This is a genomic window from Streptomyces sp. Ac-502 (assembly GCF_045222935.1).
Lineage (GTDB): Bacteria > Actinomycetota > Actinomycetes > Streptomycetales > Streptomycetaceae > Streptomyces > Streptomyces monomycini.
Genome location: NZ_JBHFFO010000001.1, coordinates 5537648 through 5558119 on the forward strand (window position 1 = coordinate 5537648; position 20472 = coordinate 5558119).

Sequence of the window (20472 nt, forward strand, 5' to 3'; positions counted from 1 at the left end):
CCCTGCTCAGGCAGGTGTGGCGAGGGTTTCCACCGCGGTCACCAGGGGGGCCAGCTCGGGGCGTTTCGCGGCGTCCTGGAGTGCTTCGCGCAGCGCCGCGTCGTGCGTCGGACGGGCCTCTTCGAGCAGCTGACGTCCTTCGTCGGTGACGTTGGTGTAGATGCCGCGCCGGTCGTCGGGGCACAGGTACCGGGAGAGCAGGTGGCGCTCTTCGAGGCGGGTGACCAGGCGGGTGGTGGCGCTCTGGCTGAGCACGACCGAGTCCGCGACCTGGTGCATCCGCAGGTGGCCGCCCGGGCCGTCGTGCTGCTCGTTGAGCACGTTCAGTACGGAGAACTCCCGGACGCTCAGGTCGTGGCGAGCCTGCAACGCGCGCTCGATGTGCGACTCGATGCGGCCGTGCAGGGCGGAGAGGGCGCACCAGCCCTGGGCGAGGGCCGGTGCGGAGCCGGAACCGGTCGGGCAGCCCTGGCCGGGCGCGTCCATGTCTGCGGCCGGGGGGACGGACGTGGTCGAGCTGTCATTCGCAGCCGCGTTCTTGGGTGCGGCCGCGCCGGCATGCCTGCCCGGTGACGTGTCCGTCGGCGTGCTCGTGGTCGAAGTCGGAGCCGGACCCAACGGCGAGTCCATGCCCTCGTCCACCGAAGGTTCCTGGCGGCCGTGCTGCCCGTCCTGTCCCGTCCACCGCGGGCTCTGCCGCGCCGCCCGCCGGGTCTGCTGCGTCATCGAGGACCTCCTTACAGGTCGTACGACCCAGGATAGGACACCAGCGAAATAGCCCGCGCTTGCAAGTAGCCAGCGTCTACAATTATTGTCGGCGCTTGTTAAAGCTGCATGCAATCGTTCGAAGGGATCCGTCATGCCGCTCGCTCTCCTGGCGCTCACCATCGGCGCCTTCGGGATCGGGATGACCGAGTTCGCGGTGATGGGGCTGCTGCCCGACGTGGCCGCGGGTTTCGGCGTCTCCATCCCGACGGCCGGATACGCGACCACTCTGTACGCGCTCGGCGTCGTCGTCGGAGCTCCGCTGACGACCGCCCTCGGCACCCGGATGACCCGTAAGCAGATGCTGATGTTGCTGATGGGGCTGTTCGTGGTGGGCAACCTGCTCACTGCCGTGGCGCCCGTGTTCGCGGTCATGCTGGCCGGGCGGATCGTTTCGTCCTTTGCGCACGGCGCGTTCTTCGGCATCGGGTCGCTGGTGGCCGCCGATCTCGTCGCGCCGCACAAGCGGGCCGGCGCCATCTCGATGATGTTCGCCGGACTGACCGTCGCCAACGTCGTGGGCGTACCGTTCGGCACCCTGCTCGCCCAGCAGATCAACTGGCGCGCCACCTTCGTCGCCATCGCGGTCCTGGGCGTACTCGGCTTCCTCGGCGTCGCCAGGCTGGTCCCGGCGCAGGCCGTGAAGGCGGCCGCCCCGATGGGCCAGGAGATCGCCGTCTTCCGCAACCCCCAGGTCGGGCTGGCGATGCTGATGACCGTCCTCGGCTTCGGCGGTGTCTTCGCGGCCGTCACCTACCTCGCCTCGATGATGACCGAGGTCGCCGGTTTTGCACCGTCGTCCGTCGTCTGGCTCACGGCTGTCTTCGGCCTGGGAATGGTCGGCGGCAACCTCGTCTCGGGACGGTTCACCGACCGCCACATGATGCCGATGCTGTACGTGTCGCTGGCCGGGCTCGCGCTCTCGCTGGCCGCGTTCAGCTTCGCCGCCCACGACAAAGCCGCCGCGACCGTCACCATCGCCCTCATCGGCGCCTTCGGTTTCGCGACCGTGCCACCGCTGCAGAAGCGGATCATGGATCAGGCGGTGACCGCCCCCACCCTCGCCTCGGTCGGCAACATCGCGGCCTTCAACTTCGGCAACGCGCTCGCCTCCTGGCTCGGCGGGATCGTCATCGCGGCGGGGCTCGGGCTGACCGCGCCGAACTGGGTCGGAGTGGGGATGACCGTCCTGGCACTGGGCGTCGCGGTCCTCGCGGGAGTGCTGGAGCGGCGGGGCGGCGGCCTGGGGGACGGTCGCGGAGCGCGGAGCGGCGCGGACGAGCGCAGTGACGCGGACGAGCGCAGCGGTCAGGTTGTCGTTTCGGGAGCCGGGGCCAGGCCCGAGGTAGCGGTCGGCAGCGCTGGGGGAGAGGCGGCGGTGATCGTACGCGGCTAGGCGGCCGGATTCCTTGGGCCGGTTCTGTAGCCCATTGGTCGGACCGAGTCCCGTACCGGAGCCGAGCCCCGCCTCAGAGCGGAGGCCCTACCCAGGCCCCGACTCATCCCCCGTTCACAGACGAGCGCACCCGGCCGGCCCACCCGTCCGTGCGCCCCAAGCCCCACCCGAGCACGCCTGCTACCCGCCCATAGGCACCCGCACAACCCACGCACACCCGTACGTACCCGCACACACCCGCACGCACAGGAGCCCCCTCATGAGCACCACCCCCTCCGTCCGCCCGCTCACCACCCGCGACGCGGACGCCCTGGTGCAAGCCGCCCGCGCCGCCGCCGCCGACCTTGGGGTCAAGGGCAGTGTCAGCGTCCTGGACGCGGGCGGTCACCTGCTCGGCTTCCGGCGCGACGACACCGCTGTGCTGATCTCGGGCGAGACCAGCACCCGCAAGGCGTACACCGCGTTGCAGCTGGACGCGCCGACCGCCGGCCTCGTCGACGCCGTACGGCCCGACGGCCTCTTTCACACGCTGCCCACCGCGCTCGACCGCCCGCTGCTGTTCATCGCCGGTGGCGTGCCGGTCCATCGGGACGGCCGCCTGATCGGCGCGATCGGCGTCGGCGGCGGGGCGCCGGAGCAGGACGATCGCATCGCCCGTACCGCCATCGAGGCGGCGGGCCTCAACTGACGACACCACTCGGGCGCTTACGTGCCCGTTCGCGGACCTCGGCCGACTGCGCGTTGCGCAGTCGGCCGCCGCGTCGGGTGAGGCCCCAGGGCTTGAGCATGGAGATGGCGGTGATGAAGAGGTACGTGGCCGTCGCGACGGAGGGCGCGGACACCATGCTCAGCCCGGTGTCCGGCGTGCCGGCCACGGCGTCGGCCGCCAGCCGGTCGATGCCCGGGCGCAGGGAGAAGGCCGTCAGCAGTACGGTCGCCAAGGTCAACCAGAACTTGACGATCACCCAGCGGTGGCGGGCCAGCCCCCAGGGCGTACCGAAGGACAGCACCAGCCCGCTGACCAGCGCCGACAGTGCCACGGGGAGGAGCAGCCAGTCGCTGAAGATCTTCATGGCGCGGTAGGCGGCCACGGTGGTCTCCAGTGATCCCGAGGTGTACCCGGTGACGCTCAGCGTGAGCAGGCCGAGTGAGAGCCCGAACCAGCCGACGGAAACCGCGACATGGACGACGAGGACGGCGCGGCGCACAGGCCGGCTGAGCTGCTTCATGAGATCCACGATCGCGCCCGGCGGGCAACGCGGCATCTGACGGCGGGAGTATCCAGTCGTACGCGCGGTTGAGTAGAGGGGGCGCCACGGGAGTGGTCGGTGAGCGTCTGCGCCTGGGGCTCCGAGGGAGCTGAGGGACCGGTGTTACGCACGGGACGCCACGGCTTCCCCACGTCTACGCTCGCAGGTATGGGGAGACTGCATCTGTTCGACATGGACGGCACGCTGCTCTACGGATCGGCGGCCGCCGTCGAGATATCCCGGCAACTCGGACTGGACCGGGAGATCGCCGAGCTGGAGCGGGCGTTCATCCTCGGCGAACTCACGCCGCTGCGCTTCGCGGAGCTGGCGTGCGAGCTGTGGGGTGAGCTGACCGATGAACTGGTGACGGCGGCTTTCGAGGGCGCGCCGTGGCTCGCCGGCATCCGAGAGGTGTGGGCCGACATTCGGGCGCGGGGTGAGCGGTGCGCGGTGATCTCCTTGTCACCGGGGTTCTTCGTCGAGCGGCTGACGGTCTGGGGAGCGGATGCCGCACATGGCTCACGCTGGCCCGCGCTGCCTTTTCGCGAACCGGTGGAACCGGACGGGATACTTTCCGCGTCTGCAAAGGTGAGCATTATGGATGACCTGTGCGCCAAGTTCGGTCTGCGCCGGTCCGACTGTGTGGCGTATGGCGATTCCATGTCCGACACCGCCCTGTTCGCGGCCGTTCCCGCTTCCGTGGCGGTGAATGCGGACCACCATGTCAGCGACCTGGCCTCATACGCGTACGACGGCCGTGACCTGCGCGAGGCGTACGAACTCGTGCGGGCCGACGGATAATTCCCGGCTGCCTGCGGGCGATCGGTACTCCTTGACGGCCCGGTGAATCGTGTTCCATGGGGCGGAACGCGGAAATCGACGGGCCCGGAGTAAGTGGCTCCGGTACAGGGGTTGTGGATTCAAGTGCTGCGGGTACGGTCTAGTCCGGTTGAGCGGGGAGACCGCTTCCGGCGGCTTGTGACCGTGCGGCGGGGCGGTACATGAAGCCTGCCAGCTTAGGGGCAGAGCGGTCCGCCGCGCCCGGACTTCCCGTTGTTTGTCCGGTGCGCCGGGGCCGGGTGGCACGCTGCGGAGAAGGAGTCCGCGCGGTGCCGGACGAACGCGAACCGTGTCCGCTATGGAGGGTGTTGCCGGGACAGCTCTGATCGATTAGGTATTCCGAAGCGGTGCAAGGAATTGCGGGCACATTCCGAACTGCGGAAGTGCGAAGACGATCGAAAGACGTTCGAGGCGAGGCAGACCATGGACGCTCCGACCACCACGACAGCCGATAACGGCTCTTCTGGCGGCAGCAGTGGCGATTGGGGATGGTTCACTCCGTCGAAGAAGTCCTCCGAAGATCATCAGGGGCCGGCGGACGGTCGGCACGAGGGCGAGCACGATCACGAGCAACGGGGAAAGCACGCCGCAGAGAACGGTTACGGTCGCCCCCAGGACAGTCGCGCCGATGACACCCACAGCCAGAGCAGGCACGCTCATGACAGCCCCAGCCCCAGCCCCAGCCCCAGCCCCAGCCCCAGCCCCAGCCCCAGCCCCAGCCCCAGCCCCAGCCCCAGCCCCAGCCCCAGCCCCAGCCCCAGCCCCAGCCCCAGCCCCAGCCCCAGCCCCAGCCCCAGCCCCAGCCCCAGCCCCAGCCAGGGTAGGCACGCCGTACCGGATGACGGTTACGGCCAGGAGCGAGCCCCCGGTCGGCCGGTCAGTTCGATAAGGCCGGTGGGTACGGCGGCGGAGCGCGAGCGGGCACCTGAAGAGCGCGGCGCAGGGGGTGCGGCGCACGAGGGTGTACGGGGTGGGGCTTCGGCCGGGCACGGGCCTGGGGGCGGGGTTGGGGCCGGTTCTTCCGGGCGTGCGAATGAGGCTTTCGTCCCCGCGCGTGGGGCTGCCTCTACGGCAGGCCCAGTCGGTGTCGCGTCCACCGGCGCTCGTCCGGCCGCTGCCGACTCCGGCGACGCGATGCTCATCCGGCGGACTCTGGACGAGATCGAGCCCGTGGCGGACAAGGTCACCTCGTACTTCTACGCGTTGCTCTTCGTGCGCCACCCCGACCTGCGCGCGCTCTTTCCGGCTGCGATGGACGCCCAACGCGACCGGCTGTTCAAGGCGTTGCTCACCTCCGTCAAGAACGTCGACGACACGGCCTACATCACCGCATACCTCTCACACCTCGGGCGCGGGCACCGTAAGTACGGCACGCTGCCCGAGCACTACCCGGCCGTCGGCGAATGCCTGCTGAACGCCCTCGCCCGGTACGCCCCCGGCACCTGGAACCCGGAGGCCGAAGCTGCGTGGGTGCGGGCGTACACCACCATTTCGCAGATCATGATCGACGCTGCCGCCGAGGACGAGGCGGTGGCCCCCGCCTGGTGGCAGGCCGAGGTCGTTTCGCACGAGCTGCGTACGCCCGACATCGCTGTCGTCACCGTCCGGCCCGACCAGCCCTACCCCTTTCTGGCCGGTCAGTACGCCAGTGTGGAAACCCCCTGGTGGCCGCGCATTTGGCGGCACTACTCCTTCGCCGCGGCGCCCCGCTCCGACGGCCTGCTCTCCTTCCACGTGAAAGCCGTACCGGCCGGCTGGGTGTCCAACGCCATGGTCCATCGCGCCCGCCCCGGCGATGTCGTCCGGCTCGGTTCCCCATCCGGTTCCATGACCGTAGACCACACCACTGACAACGGGCTGTTGTGCCTGGGCGGCGGTACGGGCATCGCCCCGATCAAGGCCCTGGTCGAGGACGTCGCCGAGCGTGGCCACCGGCGCCCGATGGAGGTCTTCTACGGCGCTCGCAGCAGCCACGACCTGTACGACCTCGACACCATGCTGCGGCTGGAACAGAGCCACCCCTGGCTGTCCGTACGCACGGTCGTGGCCACCGGCCGCCCCGTCGGGCCGGCCAGCAGCATCAGCGGCCAACTCCCCGACGCGGTGCGTCAGTACGGACCCTGGAGGGAATATGAGGCCTACTTGTCCGGGCCGCCCGGAATGATACGCAACGGCGTGGACGCATTGGTGGGGGTCGGCATTCCCTCCGACCGCATACGGCACGACTCCGTGGAAGAGCTGGTCGCGGCGGGAGATTGAGCATTGACGACACATGGTGATCACGGCTTGGTAGCACAGGGTGGGAACGGTTTGACGGCTTACGGCGAACTCGGCGCGGCCGGGGCTCCAGACGCGTACGGCCTGGTGAGGCCGGGTGAGAGCCCGGGCGGCCGGCCCGGGACGGGCGTGCGGGAGGCGCATCCGGGCAGTGACGGCGAGCACTTGGTGCAGCAGCGGCTGGGTACGACCGAACGCGCCGACCGGTTCTACGACGACCAGGTGCTCGACCATCTCAACGACCGGATGCGGGAGTTCGTGGGTCGGCAGGAGATGTTCTTCCTGGCCACGGCCGACCGGCACGGCGAGTGCGACTCAACGTTCCGGGCCGGGCCGCCCGGGTTCCTCCAGGTACTGGACGAGCGGACGCTCGCGTACCCGGAATACCGCGGGAACGGCGTCATGGCATCCGTCGGAAATCTGTCCGAGAACCCGCATCTCGGCATCCTGATGATCGACTTCACGCGCGACCGCATCGGGCTGCATGTCAACGGGCGGGCACGGGTGGTCATGGACGACGAGATGCGGGCGCGGCACCCGTACCTGCCCACCGACCCGGTGCCCGGCCGACGGGCCCAGTTGTGGGTGGAGGTCGCGGTTGAGGAAACGTATATCCACTGCGCCAAGCACATCCCGCACCTGCAAAAGGTGCCCCGGCAGGCGAGCGGCTCGCGCGCCTGGGGCACGGACGACGCCAAGCGCAAGGGCGGAGACTTCTTCGGCGCGGCGGCGGAGGCGGCTGCCCGCCGGGAGGAGGGAGACGGCGCCTCTCACGCGGACAGCACCTCTTGCCCGGGCCCCGCCTCTCACGCGGACAGCACCGCCCACGCGGACGCCGTCTCTCGCCCGGACGTCGTCTCTCGCCCGGACGTCGCCTCTCGCGAGGAGGCCGGTGGCCGCCGGGAACCGGATGCTGTGTCCCGACACCGTCTGGAGCCCGTCCCGCGCCCGGGAACCGGGCCCCGCCCGGAAGCCGGAACCTCCCGCCCGTCCCCTGTGCTGTGCGCGGAAGCCGACACCCGTCGGGAGAGCCACCCGCCGACACCGGGCATCCGGGGAACCCGGGTGGTACGGGAGGCCCCGAGAGCTGCGGGGACCCAGGGGGCCCAAGAACCCCAGAGGACCCGGGTGGCTCAAGAGGCCCGGGAGCCCCAAGCGACCCAAGAGACCCAGGAAGTCCGAGATCAGGTAGAGCGCGAGGTCGAGCAGGTGCTCGCTCGCGCCCGGTTGCGGGCACCCGCTGCCGTCGAAGGAGACGGTTTCCGGGGCTGGTTCGGGTAGGACCCGGGTGAGGGCAGGAGGGCGGCGAAGAGCGCGCGGGGCGATCGGGTCGCGCCGTACGCCGATGCTGGCCGCTTCACGTCACCCGAGGTCAGGTGCGTGCATCGCCCGTACGCCCTCGATGTTGCCGTCGAGGTAGTGGCGCAGGGACAGCGGCACGACCTCGGCCGAGGCGATGCCCACCCGGGTGAACGGCACCCGCACGATCTCGTACTGACCGCAGGGTTCCTCCACCTCCGGCCCGTGCCGCAGCGAGAGATCCATCGACTCCAGGTGGCAGACGAAGAAGTGCTGCACCTTCACCCCGTCCACCCCGCCCTCGCTGATGTGCTCGACGGTGTCGACGAAGACCGGGACGACGTCGGAGATCTTGGCGCCCAGCTCCTCGTGGAGTTCGCGGTGCAGGGCGTCCACGACCGTGGCGTCCTCCGGCTCGACCCCGCCGCCGGGAGTGATCCAGTACGGGGCCCGGCCGGGCTTGGTGCGCTTGATCAGAACGATGTCGGCACCGTCGAGCAGGATCGCGCGGGCGGTGCGTTTGACGACTGGCCGTACGGTCATACGGGACAGATGCCGCAGCCGGGGCTCCGTGAAACCACCGTCCCACCAGTCCGCCGAGGCTCGCCGCGAGGGGGTGACGCGGACATGCCTCCCCGCCTCCCGGCCCCCCGCCCGAACGATTCCCCGCCTCACCAGTCCGCAGCAGCCCGGAGCAGCCATTCATGAGTCCGGGCGATGTGCGGCAGCGCCAGCGTTCCGGCCCGGGTCACCAGGAAGTACGTACGCAGCGGCGGTACCGGAGGGTCGAGCAGGGCGACCGCCTCGCCGCTGGCCAGCGCCTGCGTGCACAGGTAGCGCGGCAGCACCGCCAGGCCGGCGCCCGCCATGACGCACGCCAGTACCGCCCGTAAGTCGGAGGCGATGACGGCCGCGGAGGCCGCGGGTGGCGTCTCGAAGACCGCTGACCAGTACCGGGAGATCAGCGGGAGGCTTTCATGGACCTCGACGAGCGGTACGGGGGCGAGGGCGTGCACGCCCTTCGCCTGGACGACCGCGGGGCCGCCGAGCCGGTCCGCCCACCGGGGGCGGCTATCAGGACGTGCTCCTCGTCGCACAGCGGCGTGGCGGTGAGCAGGGCTCCTCGTGGCCTGGTGGTCGTGATCGCGAGGTCGTGGTGGCCGTCGGCCAGGCCGGACAGCAGCTCGTCCGCGGGGCCGAAGGCGGTCCGTACGCAGAGGCCCTGGTCTATGAGCGGCGCCAAGGCCGGTAACGCGCGCTGGGAGGTGAACTCCGGGGGCCGGCGAGGTGCAGGGTGCGGACGGCGGAGTCATCGTCGAGTCCGGCTTCGGTGATCTCGGTGAGCGCGTCCAAGTGGGGGGCCACCTTGTGGGCGAGCTCGTCGCCGACGGTGGTGGGGGTCACGCCGCGGGCCTTGCGGAGGAAGAGCGGGCGCCCCAACTGCCGCTCCAGGCTGCGTATCTGTCCGGTCACGGCGGGCTGGGAGAGGCCCAGCAGAGCGGCGGCGCGGGTGAAGGAACCCGCTCGGTGCACCGTGACGAACGTGCGTAATAAAGCGAGGTCCATCCGTACCTCCCCTCCACTTCCGCCGAGTCGTCGACCGGCCAACGATAAATTTGTCGATAGGGCTGTGTCGCCAGCGTGATTGGACACTGACGCTGGGTCAACTAGCCTTGTCTGCGCGGTTCGAAATGATGCGAACCGGGGCTGGCAGGGTGCCGAGGGGGATACCCTGCCAGCCCGCTTTGCGTAGCGGCGTTGGTACGGACCGGTGGCGCCGGCTGCCGCCTCAGCCGTCCCCTCAGCCGCCTGCTCCCGCTACGACGGCCGTTCGCACGCCGTATCCAGTGCTGCCGTCACGTCCGCGATCAGGTCCGCCGGCTCCTCGACCCCGACCGAGAAGCGGATGAAACCTTCCGGCACCGCGTCGCCGCCCCACCGTCCGCGCCGCTCGGCGGTCGACCGCACACTGCCGAAGCTGGTGGCGTCGTCCACCAGCGTCAGCGCCGCCAGGAAGCGTTCCGCGTGGGCGCGGTCGGGCAGCGTGAAGGACACCACGTTGCCGAAACGGCCTTCGCGCATCTGCCGTACGGCGATCTCGTGCGCGGGGTCGGACGGCAGCCCGGGGTGCCGTAGGCCCGTCACCTCGGGCCGCTCCCGCAGTGCCGCCGCGAGCGCGAGCGCCCCGGCGGACTGCTGGCGCACGCGCAGGGCGAGCGTGGCGAGCGACCGGTGGGCGAGCCACGCCTCCATCGGGCCGGGAATCGCGCCGACGGTTTTGCGCCACATCCGTACGGAGTCGGCGAGGGCCGCGTCGCGGGTCGCGGCGTATCCGAGGAGTACGTCGCCGTGGCCGGTCAGCGCCTTGGTGCCGCTGGCTACGGAGAAGTCGGCGCCGAGGTCCAGGGGGCGCTGGCCGAGCGGCGTGGCCAGGGTGTTGTCGACGGCGACCAGGGCGCCGCGGGCGTGTGCGGCCTCCGCCAGCCGCCGGATGTCGCAGACGTCCAGGCCGGGGTTGGACGGTGTCTCGATCCACAGCAGCCGGGCCCCGTCGAGCGCGTCGAGCTGCGCGTCACCGGGGGTGGGAGCCGTACGCACCTCGATGCCGTAGCTCTCCAGGCGCTCGCGGACGGCGGGCAGCAACTGGTAGCCGTCGTTCGGGAGGACGACCGCGTCGCCGCTGCGCAGGCAGGAGAAGAGGACGGCCGAGATGGCAGCCATCCCGGAGGCGAAGGTCACGGTCTGCGCGGGCTCGTCCGGGGACTCCAGGCCGCCGATGGCCGATTCCAGCCGGGTCCAGGTGGGGTTGGACTCGCGGCCGTACGTATACGGGCCGGTGGCGTCGCCGGGCAGGTGGTAGTGCGCGGCGAAGACCGGGCCGGGCAGGGACGGCTCGTACGCCTCGGGCACCGGGAGCCCGGCCCGTACGGCCCGTGTGCTGTCACCTGTCATGCGGGGTTCTCCTCTGTGAAGGGGCCGGGGCCGGGCCGGAGCCGGGGCCGCTACGCGACAGACGGCTCCCCAGCAGACGACCGGACCTGCCCAGTAGACGACCGAATCTGCTCGGTAGAAGGCCGAACTCGATCAGTGGGCGACCGAAGCAGCTCAGTGGGCGACCGATCCTCATCGACGGACTGCCCTCCGGCCGGAGCCCCCTCCCCTTCGAGGGTGGCCCGTACCGCCGCCAGCAGGCCGCCACTGGCGGCCTCGGTCATCTCCAGGCACTCCTCGAACCCTGCCATACCGCCGTAATACGGGTCGGGAACGTCCAGATCGTGGGAGCGCGCTCCCGTAGGAGCCTCACCGGAGGACACCGTTCCGGCCGGGTGTACGGCGCCATCGGGCGACACCGCGGGGTCGTACGAGCGCAGCAGCCGTACCTTGGCCGCGTCCTGTGCCGTGGGCGCCAGCCGCCGCAGCGCGCGCAGATGACCTTCGTCCAGCGCGATCACCAGGTCGAGCGTCGCGAACCACGCGGCCCGGAACCGCCGGGCGACGTGGTCCTCCTCGTAGCCGGCGGCACGGAGGACGGCGACGGTCCGGGGGTCGGCCCCGTCGCCCTCGTGCCAGCCGCCCGTACCGGCGCTGTCGACGACGACCAGCCCGTCGAGACCGTCCTCCTCGACGCGGGCCCGGAAGACGGCCTCGGCCATCGGTGAGCGGCAGATGTTGCCGGTGCAGACGAAACAGACGCGGTACGGGGCGGCGGCCCGTGGACGCGCCGGACGCGAGGCCGGAGCGCGCACGGATCAGTCCCTGTCGTCGGGCAGCACCATGTGCATCGCCCAGGAGACGATCGAGATGATCACGCCGCCCAGTACGGCGGTCCAGAAGTTCTGGACGTGGAAGGCGAGGTCGAACTTCTCCGCCAGCCACGAGGTGAGCAGCAGCATCAACGCGTTGATCACGAGCGTGATGAGGCCGAGAGTGAGAATGAAGAGCGGCAAGGACAGCAGCTTGACCACGGGTTTGACGACGAAGTTCACCACGCCGAAGATCAACGCCACCAGCAGCAGCGTCAGTGTCTTGCGCCCGGTGCTCTCACCGGTCAGTGTGATGTCCTTCAGCAGCCAGATGGCCACGGCAAGCGCCGCGGCATTGGCGATCGTCTTGACCACGAAAATCTTCATGGTGAGATCGTCGCAGACGATACGGACTCTCCGAGGGGCACCAACGGCATGAAGGCTTTCAGGCTCGACGAACTGGAGGCGGAGCGGGCCGCCAACGACGGCGCGTATCTGCAGTTCCTGCGGGAACGGAACATGTCGGTCGGGCTCTACGCCCTCGACGCGGGCAGCACCGACCCGCAGCTCCCGCACCAACAGGACGAGGTCTACCTGGTCGTGAGCGGCCGGGCGGCGATCACCGTCGGTATGGAGACGACCTCGGTGGCGCGCGGCAGCGTGGTGTACGTCCCCGCCGGGGTGCCGCACAAGTTCCACCACATCAGCGAGGACCTGCGGGTCATGGTGGTCTTCTCTCCGCCCGAAAGCTGAGGCGCGCACCCCTCGTCCCGTAGGGGACGGTTCAGGGGAGGGCCGGGGCCGCACGGCCCCCGTTCCGTTCCGCGCCGCCCTAGCATCGGTGGTGCAGGGAGAACAGGGCAGCGGGCCGCGTAGACAGACGACAACAAACGCGAAGTAGACGCAGAAAGCAGGGCAGAGCAATGGCCGGCAAGGGGACGTTCGCAGGACTTCCGTGGTGGGTGACGTGGGTCGCGGTGCCCGTCGTCCTCCTGGTGGTGTTCGGCAGCCTGATCGCCAGCGCGGTCGGCTTCCTGATCGGCCTGCTCTTCAAGGTGCTGATAGCGGTGGCGTTGATCGCCGGTGTCGTCTACCTGGCACGCAGGCTCAAGGGCTCCTCGTCCTCCTCGTCGCGGAGCGACTGGTGAGTGATCGGTACACCGGGAATCGGGCCCGACCTGCTGGTCGTGCCCTTTCCTGCTGATCGCGAACGGTTGGCACCACTCCGCTCATCGCGGCCCGCCCGCCCCGCCCCGCCCCGCAAGGGAGCGGGGCTTTCTCTTTTGGTCGGGTGGCGCGCGCTGTTGCGCCGACGGCCCCTCGCCTCGTCCCCGGCCGATCCCTATGCCCGATCCATGCCCGATCCATGGCCGATCCCCTCGACCATCCCCCCGCCAAATCCCTCTGCCGCCCGGAGCGGCCAAGTTAGAGTGCGGTTCGCAGGCGTCTTCCGGATGGTGACGTTCCGGAAAATAGCGAGTGAGGCAGGGCCGGTCCGGGCGTCGACGAGGGCCCCGGGGAGACGCGGGCGGAGCGGGAGCGGCTCCCGCCACCGGGGCCGTGCCGCCCCGGCTACCCGACCAGGGGGTTGGCGTTGGCAATGGTGAACGGTGAATCCGTTTCGCACCCCACGTTGATCGGCTCGGTGCAGCGGGCGCTGCGCCTGTTGGAGGCGGTGGGCGCGCACTCCGCCGGCGCGCCCGCCAAACAGCTGGCCAGGGAGGCGGGGTTGCCGCTTCCGACGACGTACCACCTGCTGCGAACCCTGACGCACGAGGGCTACCTGCGGCGCGAGAACGGAGTGTTCGTCTACGGAGAGGCCGCCGGCTCCATCGGGAAGGCGGGCGCCGAACGGTGCCGCCGTGCCGAGCTGGGTGACGCGCTGGCCGCCGTCGGCAAACGGATCGGCGCCGCGGTCTACTTCGCGGTCTACCGCGCGGGGGAGGTGGAGGTGGTGGCCGTCACCGAGGACCCGCAACGACCGCCGGTGGAGGAGTGGGTGGACTTCCGTACCACCGCGCACGCACATGCGATCGGGCAGTGTTTGCTCGCACAACTCGACGAACAGTCCAGGAAGGACCACCTGGCCCGGTATCCGGTGCAGCCGCTCACGCCCTACTCGGTGCGGAGCGAGGACGACCTGCTGCACCGCCTGGACACGGTGCGCCGCGCCCAAGTCGCCTACGAACAGCAGGAATATGCCCTGGGCACAGTATGCTCGGCGCTTCCGATCCAGGTGGGTTCGGCGGCCGCGGCCGTGGCGATTTCTCTTCCCGCGAGCGACGCTCAGCGCCTACACTGCGTTACCGAACGACTACGCAGAATGGCGGAGGCGACGGTGACCACTCTCGCTTTCTCTATCAGTATCTGAAATATCACTCCTTGTGATCCGTTCGCACGTGACAGACGATGGCGTCAATGGGGCCAAGAGGGACGATTCCTGGCCATCTCCGACCAAGTACGGGGCAGAGGTTGATGACCGACACAGTTCAGGCAGAAGTGATCATGAGCTTCCTCGTGTCCGAGGAGCTCGCCTTCCGTATCCCGGTGGAGCTGTACTTCGACCGCGCGGACCCCTATGCGGTCAGCTTCACCTTCGACCTTCCCGGCGACACGCCCGTGACCTGGGCCTTCAGTCGGGAGCTGCTGCTGGACGGGTTGAGCAAGCCGTCCGGTGAGGGCGACGTGCGCATCGAGCCGTCCTCCTCCGAGCACCTCAGCGATGTCTTCATCAGCCTTCAGGTGGCCGACGAACGGGCGCTGTTCCGGGCCGGCGCCCCGCCACTGGTGGCCTTCCTCGACCGTACGGACCGACTCGTACCGATCGGGGAGGAAGAGGTGTGCGACACGCTCGACTCGACACTGGACCGCATTCTTTCGGAGGCGCAGAAGGCGGGGTGAGCGGGCGGCCGCTGCCGGACCGCTGCCGGAACGGCCGGCCCGGGCCGCGCGCCCGGCCGGTTCAGGGCAGGGCTCACGCCCGACCTCCGGGCGCAGGGCGGAACTCGCATCCGATCGCCGCTTCAGCGCGCGCGACGCCGCCTGCCGCTGCCCGCGCCCCGGCCGGCACCCCGGCCCGCGCGCCGTCCTGTGCTTCGCCCCGTGCTCGGCCTCGTACCCCGCCCCGGACCTCGGCGGGCGCCCCGGCCCGCCGCCAGGCCCGTCTCCCGGTCCGCCGAGACCACCAGTGCGGCCAGCAGAGTGGTGAGCGGTACGGACGCGACCAGGCCGATGCTGCCCACGAGCGTGCGGACGACCTCCTCGGCGACCACCTCGCTGGTGGCGACCGTACCGACACTGCTCTGTGCGATCGTGAACAGCAACAGCAGTGGCAGTGCCGCGCCCGCGTAAGCGAGTACGAGCGTGTTGACGACGGATGCGATGTGATCGCGGCCGATGCGCATCGCCGACGTGTAGAGCTTGCGCCGGCCTGCCGACGGGTCGGCCTCCTTCAGCTCCCATACCGCGGCGGTCTGAGTGACCGTCACATCGTCGAGCACGCCCAACGACCCGATGATGATGCCCGCCAGCAGCAGCCCGCGGATCTCGATGTCGGGGTAGAGGCCGTGCACCAGCCCGGTCTGGTCGTCGGTGTTGCCGGACAGCAGGGCCCAGTCGATGAAGAGGGAGCCGAGCAGGCCGATCAGCAGCAGCGAGACCAGTGTGCCCAGTACGGCGACGGACGTACGCGCCGTCAGCCCGTGGCACAGGTAGAGGGCGACCAGCATGATCGCGCTGCCTCCGACGATGGCGACCACCAGGGGATTCGCGCCCTGGAGGATGGCGGGGAGGATGAACAGCGTCAGGACCAGGAAGCTCACGACCAGCGCGACCAGTGCCAGGAGCCCGCGCAGCCGCCCGACCACGACGACCGCCGCGGCGAAGAGGGCGGCGAGCACCCACATCGGGAAGGTGCGGTCCACATCGGTGACCGAATACTGCAGGTTAATGGGCGCTTTGGGGGCGTACGCGACCACGACCCCTTGGCCGGCTTCGTAGTGCCGCGTGGCCTCGGGCGTCACGATCGACTCGAACCGCCGGCCCGTGTCCTTCCCGGTGGTCACCTCGATGACCGCCCGCTCGCAGTGCTTGGCCTGCTGGGGTCCGGAGGAGGGGGTTGCTGCTGCGAAGGTTGCTGTTGCTGCTGGGCGTGGACGTCCGCGCAGTTCACTTCCTCGACCTTCACCACCTTCGCCTTCTCGGTGGGCTGGTCGAAACCGATGCCGGACGGCTTGTGACCGGGTGCGCCGCCCGGCCACAGCACGACCAGCCCGGCCAGCACCGCGGCGGCGAACGGGATGAGCACCGCCGCGATGACCTTGCGGAGGTGGCGCGAGACGGGGGCCGCGGGGCCGTGCCCGTGACCGTGTCCATGCCCGTGGCTGTGGCCGTGTCCGGAGCCGTGGCCGTGGCTGCGCCCGTGGCTGTGGCTGCCGCCCTCGTCTCCGGCCCCGGGCTCGGCTCCGAGCTCGGCTCCGGACACGGCCCCGGGCCCGGCCCCCGGCATGGGCTCGGACGCGGGCCCGGACATGGGCTCGGGCAGGGGCCCGGACCTGTGCGACGAACCGGAAGTGTGGTCGTGCGCGGAGTGTGAAGGCTCGTTGCTGGTCACCGCCCGATCATCGCAAGAACTGGCAGGGCCCCCTGTTCACCGCGCCACACCGGCCGCTACCGTGGTGTCACCTTTGCAATCGCGGGAGCTTGGAGCACCGGGCTGAGAGGGCGCTGACCTCCGTACGGAACGTCCGGCCGAAGCCGGGAACGCCGCCACGGACATCGCTGCGTCGACCGCCGAACCTGTTACCGGGTAATGCCGGCGTAGGGAGTGGGTCTTCATGACTCTGCAGGATGCACGCACGCCCGAAAACGGCCAGGGCTCCGCCACGGAGATCGGCTGGCACAAGGGCTACCTCACCGGATCGCGCCCCGACCTCAGGGTTCCGGTCCGTCGTGTGCACCTCACCAACGGCCAGGACGTGACGCTCTACGACACGTCGGGACCGTACACCGACCCCAACATCGAAACGGACGTCCGCCGCGGCCTGGCGCCGCTGCGGGAGAACTGGATCATCAGCCGCGGGGACACCGAGGAGTACGCGGGCCGCCCGCCGCGGCCCGAGGACGACGGCCTCAAGCACACCTCGCCGCGCGGCGGCCTGAAGAACCTCGACGCGGTCTTCCCCGGCCGCCCCCGGCAGCCGCGCCGGGGCCGGGGCGGCGCCGCGGTCACCCAGCTCGCGTACGCGCGGCGGGGCGAGGTCACGGCGGAGATGGAGTACGTCGCGATCCGCGAGAACTGCTCCCCCGAATTCGTACGGGACGAGATCGCGGCCGGCCGGGCGGTCCTGCCCGCCAACGTCAACCACCCGGAGATCGAGCCGATGATCATCGGCAAGAACTTCCTGGTCAAGGTCAACGCGAACATCGGCAACTCCGCCGTCACCTCCTCCATCGAGGAGGAGGTGGAGAAGATGACCTGGGCGACCCGCTGGGGCGCCGACACGGTCATGGACCTGTCCACCGGCCGCAACATCCACACCACCCGCGAATGGGTGCTGCGCAACTCCCCCGTGCCCATCGGCACCGTCCCCCTCTACCAGGCACTGGAGAAGGTGGACGGCAAGGCCGAGGAGCTGACCTGGGAGATCTACAAGGACACGGTCATCGAACAGGCCGAACAGGGCGTGGACTACATGACCGTCCACGCCGGGGTCCTGCTGCGGTACGTGCCCCTGACGGCCCGCCGCAAGACCGGCATCGTCTCGCGCGGCGGTTCGATCATGGCGGCGTGGTGCCTCGCGCACCACAAGGAATCGTTCCTCTACACCCACTTCGAAGAACTCTGCGAAATCCTCGCCTCCTACGACGTCACGTACTCCCTCGGCGACGGCCTGCGCCCCGGGTCCATCGCGGACGCCAACGACGAGGCGCAGTTCGCGGAGTTGCGGACGCTCGGCGAGCTGAACACGATCGCCAAGCGCCACGGCGTACAGACGATGATCGAGGGCCCGGGCCATGTCCCGATGCACAAGATCAAGGAGAACATCGACCTCCAGCAGGAGATCTGCGAAGAGGCCCCGTTCTACACGCTCGGCCCGCTGACCACGGACATCGCCCCCGCGTACGACCACATCACCTCCGGGATCGGCGCGGCGATGATCGCCTGGTGGGGTACGGCGATGCTCTGCTACGTCACGCCCAAGGAGCACCTGGGCCTGCCGGACCGGGACGACGTGAAGACCGGCGTGATCACGTACAAGATCGCGGCCCACGCGGCGGACCTGGCCAAGGGGCACCCCGGGGCCCAGGAGTGGGACGACGCGCTGTCCGACGCGCGCTTCGAGTTCCGGTGGGAGGACCAGTTCAACCTGGCCCTCGACCCGGACACGGCCCGCGCCTTCCACGACGAGACACTGCCGGCGGAGCCGCTAAGACGGCGCACTTCTGTTCCATGTGCGGGCCGAAGTTCTGCTCCATGAAGATCTCGCAGGACATTCGCCGCGAGCACGGTGGCGACCTGGCGGCCGGCGCGGGGGCGGATGCGGAGGCAGAGGCCGGAATGGCCGAGAAGTCGAAGGAGTTCGCGGCGGCGGGGAATCGGGTGTATCTGCCGATCGCGGAGTGAGAGTTTCCGAGACTGTGACCTCCAGTCACAGTCTCGCGAAACTTCTGGCACGTCATCCATAGGGGGTTGACCTGCGAACTCGCGTGAACCCTCACGAAAAATGAGGGTTCAGTCGATACATCCGGCACGATCGCTCCGGGTTGTCCACAGGCTGGTGCGAGCCCCGGAGCATGACTATCGTGCGACGACGAACGGGCCCGAAGCCGCAAGTAGCGATTGCGACTTCGGGTCCGCTCATCTCCTACTTGGGCGGCAACTCTGCGAGGTACACAGGGTGCCCGTCGTTACTCATCCCCTGTTGGCGGATGCAGCGGTGCTTCTGGAGGAAGCGCAGGCACGCGTGGACGCGCTGCTGGGACAGCCCGGTTTTAGCGGCCAGCGTCTCCGTCGAACAACTGATCCGTCCGGCTTCGGCCAGCGTGGGCAGGATGTACACGGCGACAGCCCATACGTCCTCGGTGAGGCGCAGCCGGGCCTTCCACTGGGCGAAGAGGTCCTCGGTCGTGAGCCGCAATGCGCGTTTGTCCACGACCGGGCCGACGTCCGCCTTGGGCTGCAGCGTTTCGGCCATACGAGTCCAGGCCCGCTCGGCCCGCCGTAGCGTATCGAGGACCTCCGTCTGGAAGCTCTCGTTGCGCACTTCCAGGCGGGTCAGGGCTTCAGCCATTTCTTGTGGCGTGACGACCGATTCGGGGGGCGGCGGGTCCGGCGGCCGGTTGCGGCTGATCTCCGACACCTTCAAGGAGTACGAGCCGTCCCGTTGAACGGTGAAGATGACCTCTGAGACCCACTCCTTGAAGAGGGCGGCATCCGGTTTGTTGCAGGCGTTCACCAGTTGGATCAGCCCCTGGAGATTTACCACGTGCAAGTCTCGGCGCCACTCCCGACCTGCGGGAATGCTGAGACCGTAACGTGAGGTTACGTTCTCGAGCGTGGACTTGCCGCCAGGGTGCACATGGTCGGCGAGCGCCTTGCGCGCGTTGGTATGGCCCAGTTCGCGGCACAGGTCGATGGCCGGGAACCAGTGTTCGCCGTCCGGCATTGTCAGCCTGCGCAGTCGGGTCGCGGTTGCTGCGTAGACGAAGTCGTTGATGTCCAGCGCGTCTCGCCGGGCCCGCTTGCCCGGCGGTTTCTCGCATTCGCTCATCGCGAATCACCTCCACCGCCGAACGTAAGTCCCCCGCCACCCCAACCCCCGCCCGATAAAACGGATTTCACTCCATCGGGGCGGGTCTGCCGCACGCGCCGCGGGGCCCGTCACCGGGCCCCCGCGGCATGGTTCGTCGGCGCTATTCAGGGTGGTGGTCCGGACCTCCGTAGTCGGGGCTGGTGAAGTCCGGGCTGGTGAACCTGGGTCGGGGAGCGGCGGGCGGGCCGCCGTCCGGGCTGGTGAAGTCGGGCCGTGAGTAGCCCAGGGTCGGGATACGGCCGCCGTCGACGCCGCGGCGCGGTACGTACCGGGCCGTGCCGTGGCCGTTGACGCCGGCCGGGTCGGACAGGGCCTCGCGCAGGAACGGCAGTATGCCGCGCTCCAGGAGCGCCTGCCGCCAGGCGTCCCGGGCGACGTCCACCTCCCGGTCCCGGGCGCCCCGGTCGTCAGCGGTGCGTGGGGCGCGGAGCGAGGTGGAGCCGTTGCGCCAGGCCGCGTGGACCAGGCTGGCCATGGCGACGAGTGCCCCGGCGGCGGTGATCGCCGCGAAGATCCAGCCGACGCTGATCATCGGCTGGGCGGCGGCCGGGTCGGTACCGATCGTCCGCAGGACGTACCCGATGACCAGGAACAGGACGGCGGCGACCCCCGCCAGTACCGGGGCCAGCACCGCGAGCATCGCGGCCAGTCCGGCACCGGCCGGTTCGGCGACCTCGCCCACGGTCGTGGCGAGGTCGATCCCCGGTCCGCCCGCGGAAGCGCCTTTCTCCTCACGGCCTTCCACGCCGCCGGCGTCCGGTGCGGGCGCCGGAGCGCGCAGCTCCTCGCGGAGCCGTACATAGTGACGGTATTCGGCCGTCGCGCATGCCGCGATGGCCGACGTGGCGCTGAGCGCCATGGTGCGCAACTGCTCGGTGTTGAGGTGCTTCGTCGCCGCGGAGGTCATCTCCGGTCGGTATTCCGCGGTGCGCAGCGCCTCGTCGAGGAGCCGCGCGAACTCCGCGCGGTCCTCGCTCAGCAGGTGCGGAGCGCTGTTCATGTGCATCCCCCGATGCTCCGTAGGGCCGTACAGGCCGGCGTGGGCCGGGCAGTGGGCGGAAACGGAGGAGAGCCTGCTACGGATAGAC

At 69.9% G+C, this 20472-nt stretch carries 16 protein-coding genes, 4 pseudogenes and 1 riboswitch; of the genes and pseudogenes, 10 read left to right on the forward strand and 10 right to left on the reverse strand.

The window, feature by feature from the left end:
* Window positions 1-6 precede the first annotated feature (6 nt).
* Window positions 7-486, reverse strand: coding sequence for a MarR family winged helix-turn-helix transcriptional regulator (locus ACEXOX_RS25040; protein WP_406526462.1), 480 nt, complete (start codon window positions 484-486; stop codon window positions 7-9).
* A 373-nt stretch (window positions 487-859) separates the two neighbouring features.
* Between ACEXOX_RS25040 and ACEXOX_RS25045 the strand changes: the two genes are divergently transcribed.
* Together ACEXOX_RS25045 and ACEXOX_RS25050 are read left to right on the forward strand one after the other, a co-directional pair.
* On the forward strand, window positions 860-2161 hold the full coding sequence (locus tag ACEXOX_RS25045) for an MFS transporter (protein ID WP_406523400.1): 1302 nt from the start codon (window positions 860-862) through the stop codon (window positions 2159-2161).
* Window positions 2162-2420: 259 nt separating this feature from the next.
* Window positions 2421-2849 (forward strand): heme-binding protein, encoded by a 429-nt coding sequence (locus tag ACEXOX_RS25050; protein ID WP_406523401.1) that lies wholly within the window; start codon window positions 2421-2423, stop codon window positions 2847-2849.
* Here the strand turns inward: ACEXOX_RS25050 and ACEXOX_RS25055 are convergent.
* Window positions 2842-3390 carry a DUF2269 domain-containing protein gene (locus tag ACEXOX_RS25055; RefSeq protein ID WP_406523403.1) on the reverse strand — a complete coding sequence of 183 codons (549 nt, stop codon included), beginning with the start codon at window positions 3388-3390 and terminating at the stop codon, window positions 2842-2844. The genes ACEXOX_RS25050 and ACEXOX_RS25055 overlap by 8 nt on opposite strands.
* 189 nt (window positions 3391-3579) lie before the next feature.
* Here ACEXOX_RS25055 and ACEXOX_RS25060 point away from each other — a divergent pair, with 189 nt between their 5' ends.
* The 3 genes and pseudogenes from ACEXOX_RS25060 to ACEXOX_RS25070 all read left to right on the forward strand — a co-directional run.
* A complete protein-coding gene (locus ACEXOX_RS25060; RefSeq protein ID WP_406523405.1) occupies window positions 3580-4212 on the forward strand; it encodes an HAD family hydrolase in 633 nt (210 codons plus the stop codon).
* A gap of 462 nt (window positions 4213-4674) precedes the next feature.
* The gene (locus ACEXOX_RS25065) at window positions 4675-6510 is read left to right on the forward strand and encodes a globin domain-containing protein (RefSeq protein ID WP_406523407.1); all 1836 of its coding nucleotides are present in this window, start codon (window positions 4675-4677) and stop codon (window positions 6508-6510) included.
* Between the two features lie 186 nt (window positions 6511-6696).
* A pseudogene (locus ACEXOX_RS25070) lies at window positions 6697-7273 on the forward strand (pyridoxamine 5'-phosphate oxidase family protein); the annotation flags it as partial.
* 617 nt (window positions 7274-7890) lie between these two features.
* Here ACEXOX_RS25070 and ACEXOX_RS25075 read toward each other — a convergent pair.
* From ACEXOX_RS25075 to ACEXOX_RS25095, 5 genes and pseudogenes are all read right to left on the reverse strand, one after another.
* Window positions 7891-8370 (reverse strand): NUDIX domain-containing protein, encoded by a 480-nt coding sequence (locus ACEXOX_RS25075; protein WP_406523408.1) that lies wholly within the window; start codon window positions 8368-8370, stop codon window positions 7891-7893.
* A 128-nt stretch (window positions 8371-8498) separates the two neighbouring features.
* Window positions 8499-9393 (reverse strand): annotated as a pseudogene (locus ACEXOX_RS25080) (LysR family transcriptional regulator).
* 252 nt (window positions 9394-9645) lie between these two features.
* Complete coding sequence (locus ACEXOX_RS25085) at window positions 9646-10779, reverse strand: cystathionine gamma-lyase (RefSeq protein WP_406523410.1); 1134 nt, start codon at window positions 10777-10779, stop codon at window positions 9646-9648.
* Between the two features lie 50 nt (window positions 10780-10829).
* Entirely contained in the window at window positions 10830-11480 is a 651-nt protein-coding gene (locus ACEXOX_RS25090) for a low molecular weight protein-tyrosine-phosphatase (protein WP_406526463.1), read from the reverse strand.
* A gap of 96 nt (window positions 11481-11576) precedes the next feature.
* On the reverse strand, window positions 11577-11957 hold the full coding sequence (locus ACEXOX_RS25095; protein ID WP_406523412.1) for a phage holin family protein: 381 nt from the start codon (window positions 11955-11957) through the stop codon (window positions 11577-11579).
* 48 nt (window positions 11958-12005) lie between these two features.
* Between ACEXOX_RS25095 and ACEXOX_RS25100 the strand changes: the two genes are divergently transcribed.
* The 4 genes from ACEXOX_RS25100 to ACEXOX_RS25115 all read left to right on the forward strand — a co-directional run bounded on the left by ACEXOX_RS25100 (window position 12006) and on the right by ACEXOX_RS25115 (window position 14471).
* Window positions 12006-12323 carry a cupin domain-containing protein gene (locus ACEXOX_RS25100; RefSeq protein ID WP_361153003.1) on the forward strand — a complete coding sequence of 106 codons (318 nt, stop codon included), beginning with the start codon at window positions 12006-12008 and terminating at the stop codon, window positions 12321-12323.
* A 170-nt stretch (window positions 12324-12493) separates the two neighbouring features.
* On the forward strand, window positions 12494-12718 hold the full coding sequence (locus tag ACEXOX_RS25105; protein ID WP_030022921.1) for a DUF5326 family protein: 225 nt from the start codon (window positions 12494-12496) through the stop codon (window positions 12716-12718).
* Between the two features lie 452 nt (window positions 12719-13170).
* On the forward strand, window positions 13171-13941 hold the full coding sequence (locus ACEXOX_RS25110) for an IclR family transcriptional regulator (RefSeq protein ID WP_406526464.1): 771 nt from the start codon (window positions 13171-13173) through the stop codon (window positions 13939-13941).
* A gap of 104 nt (window positions 13942-14045) precedes the next feature.
* Window positions 14046-14471, forward strand: a complete 426-nt coding sequence (locus tag ACEXOX_RS25115; RefSeq protein ID WP_406523414.1) for an SsgA family sporulation/cell division regulator — start codon at window positions 14046-14048, stop codon at window positions 14469-14471.
* Window positions 14472-14593: 122 nt separating this feature from the next.
* Here the strand turns inward: ACEXOX_RS25115 and ACEXOX_RS25120 are convergent.
* Window positions 14594-16101 (reverse strand): annotated as a pseudogene (locus ACEXOX_RS25120) (YibE/F family protein).
* A gap of 152 nt (window positions 16102-16253) precedes the next feature.
* Window positions 16254-16412, forward strand: a riboswitch (TPP riboswitch).
* Here ACEXOX_RS25120 and thiC point away from each other — a divergent pair.
* Window positions 16406-18195, forward strand: a pseudogene (gene thiC, locus ACEXOX_RS25125) (phosphomethylpyrimidine synthase ThiC). It overlaps the preceding riboswitch by 7 nt.
* A gap of 241 nt (window positions 18196-18436) precedes the next feature.
* Here thiC and ACEXOX_RS25130 read toward each other — a convergent pair.
* Together ACEXOX_RS25130 and ACEXOX_RS25135 are read right to left on the reverse strand one after the other, a co-directional pair.
* The gene (locus ACEXOX_RS25130) at window positions 18437-19342 is read right to left on the reverse strand and encodes a Bro-N domain-containing protein (protein ID WP_406523416.1); all 906 of its coding nucleotides are present in this window, start codon (window positions 19340-19342) and stop codon (window positions 18437-18439) included.
* Window positions 19343-19484: 142 nt separating this feature from the next.
* Window positions 19485-20390 carry a hypothetical protein gene (locus ACEXOX_RS25135; protein WP_406523418.1) on the reverse strand — a complete coding sequence of 302 codons (906 nt, stop codon included), beginning with the start codon at window positions 20388-20390 and terminating at the stop codon, window positions 19485-19487.
* Window positions 20391-20472 lie beyond the last annotated feature (82 nt).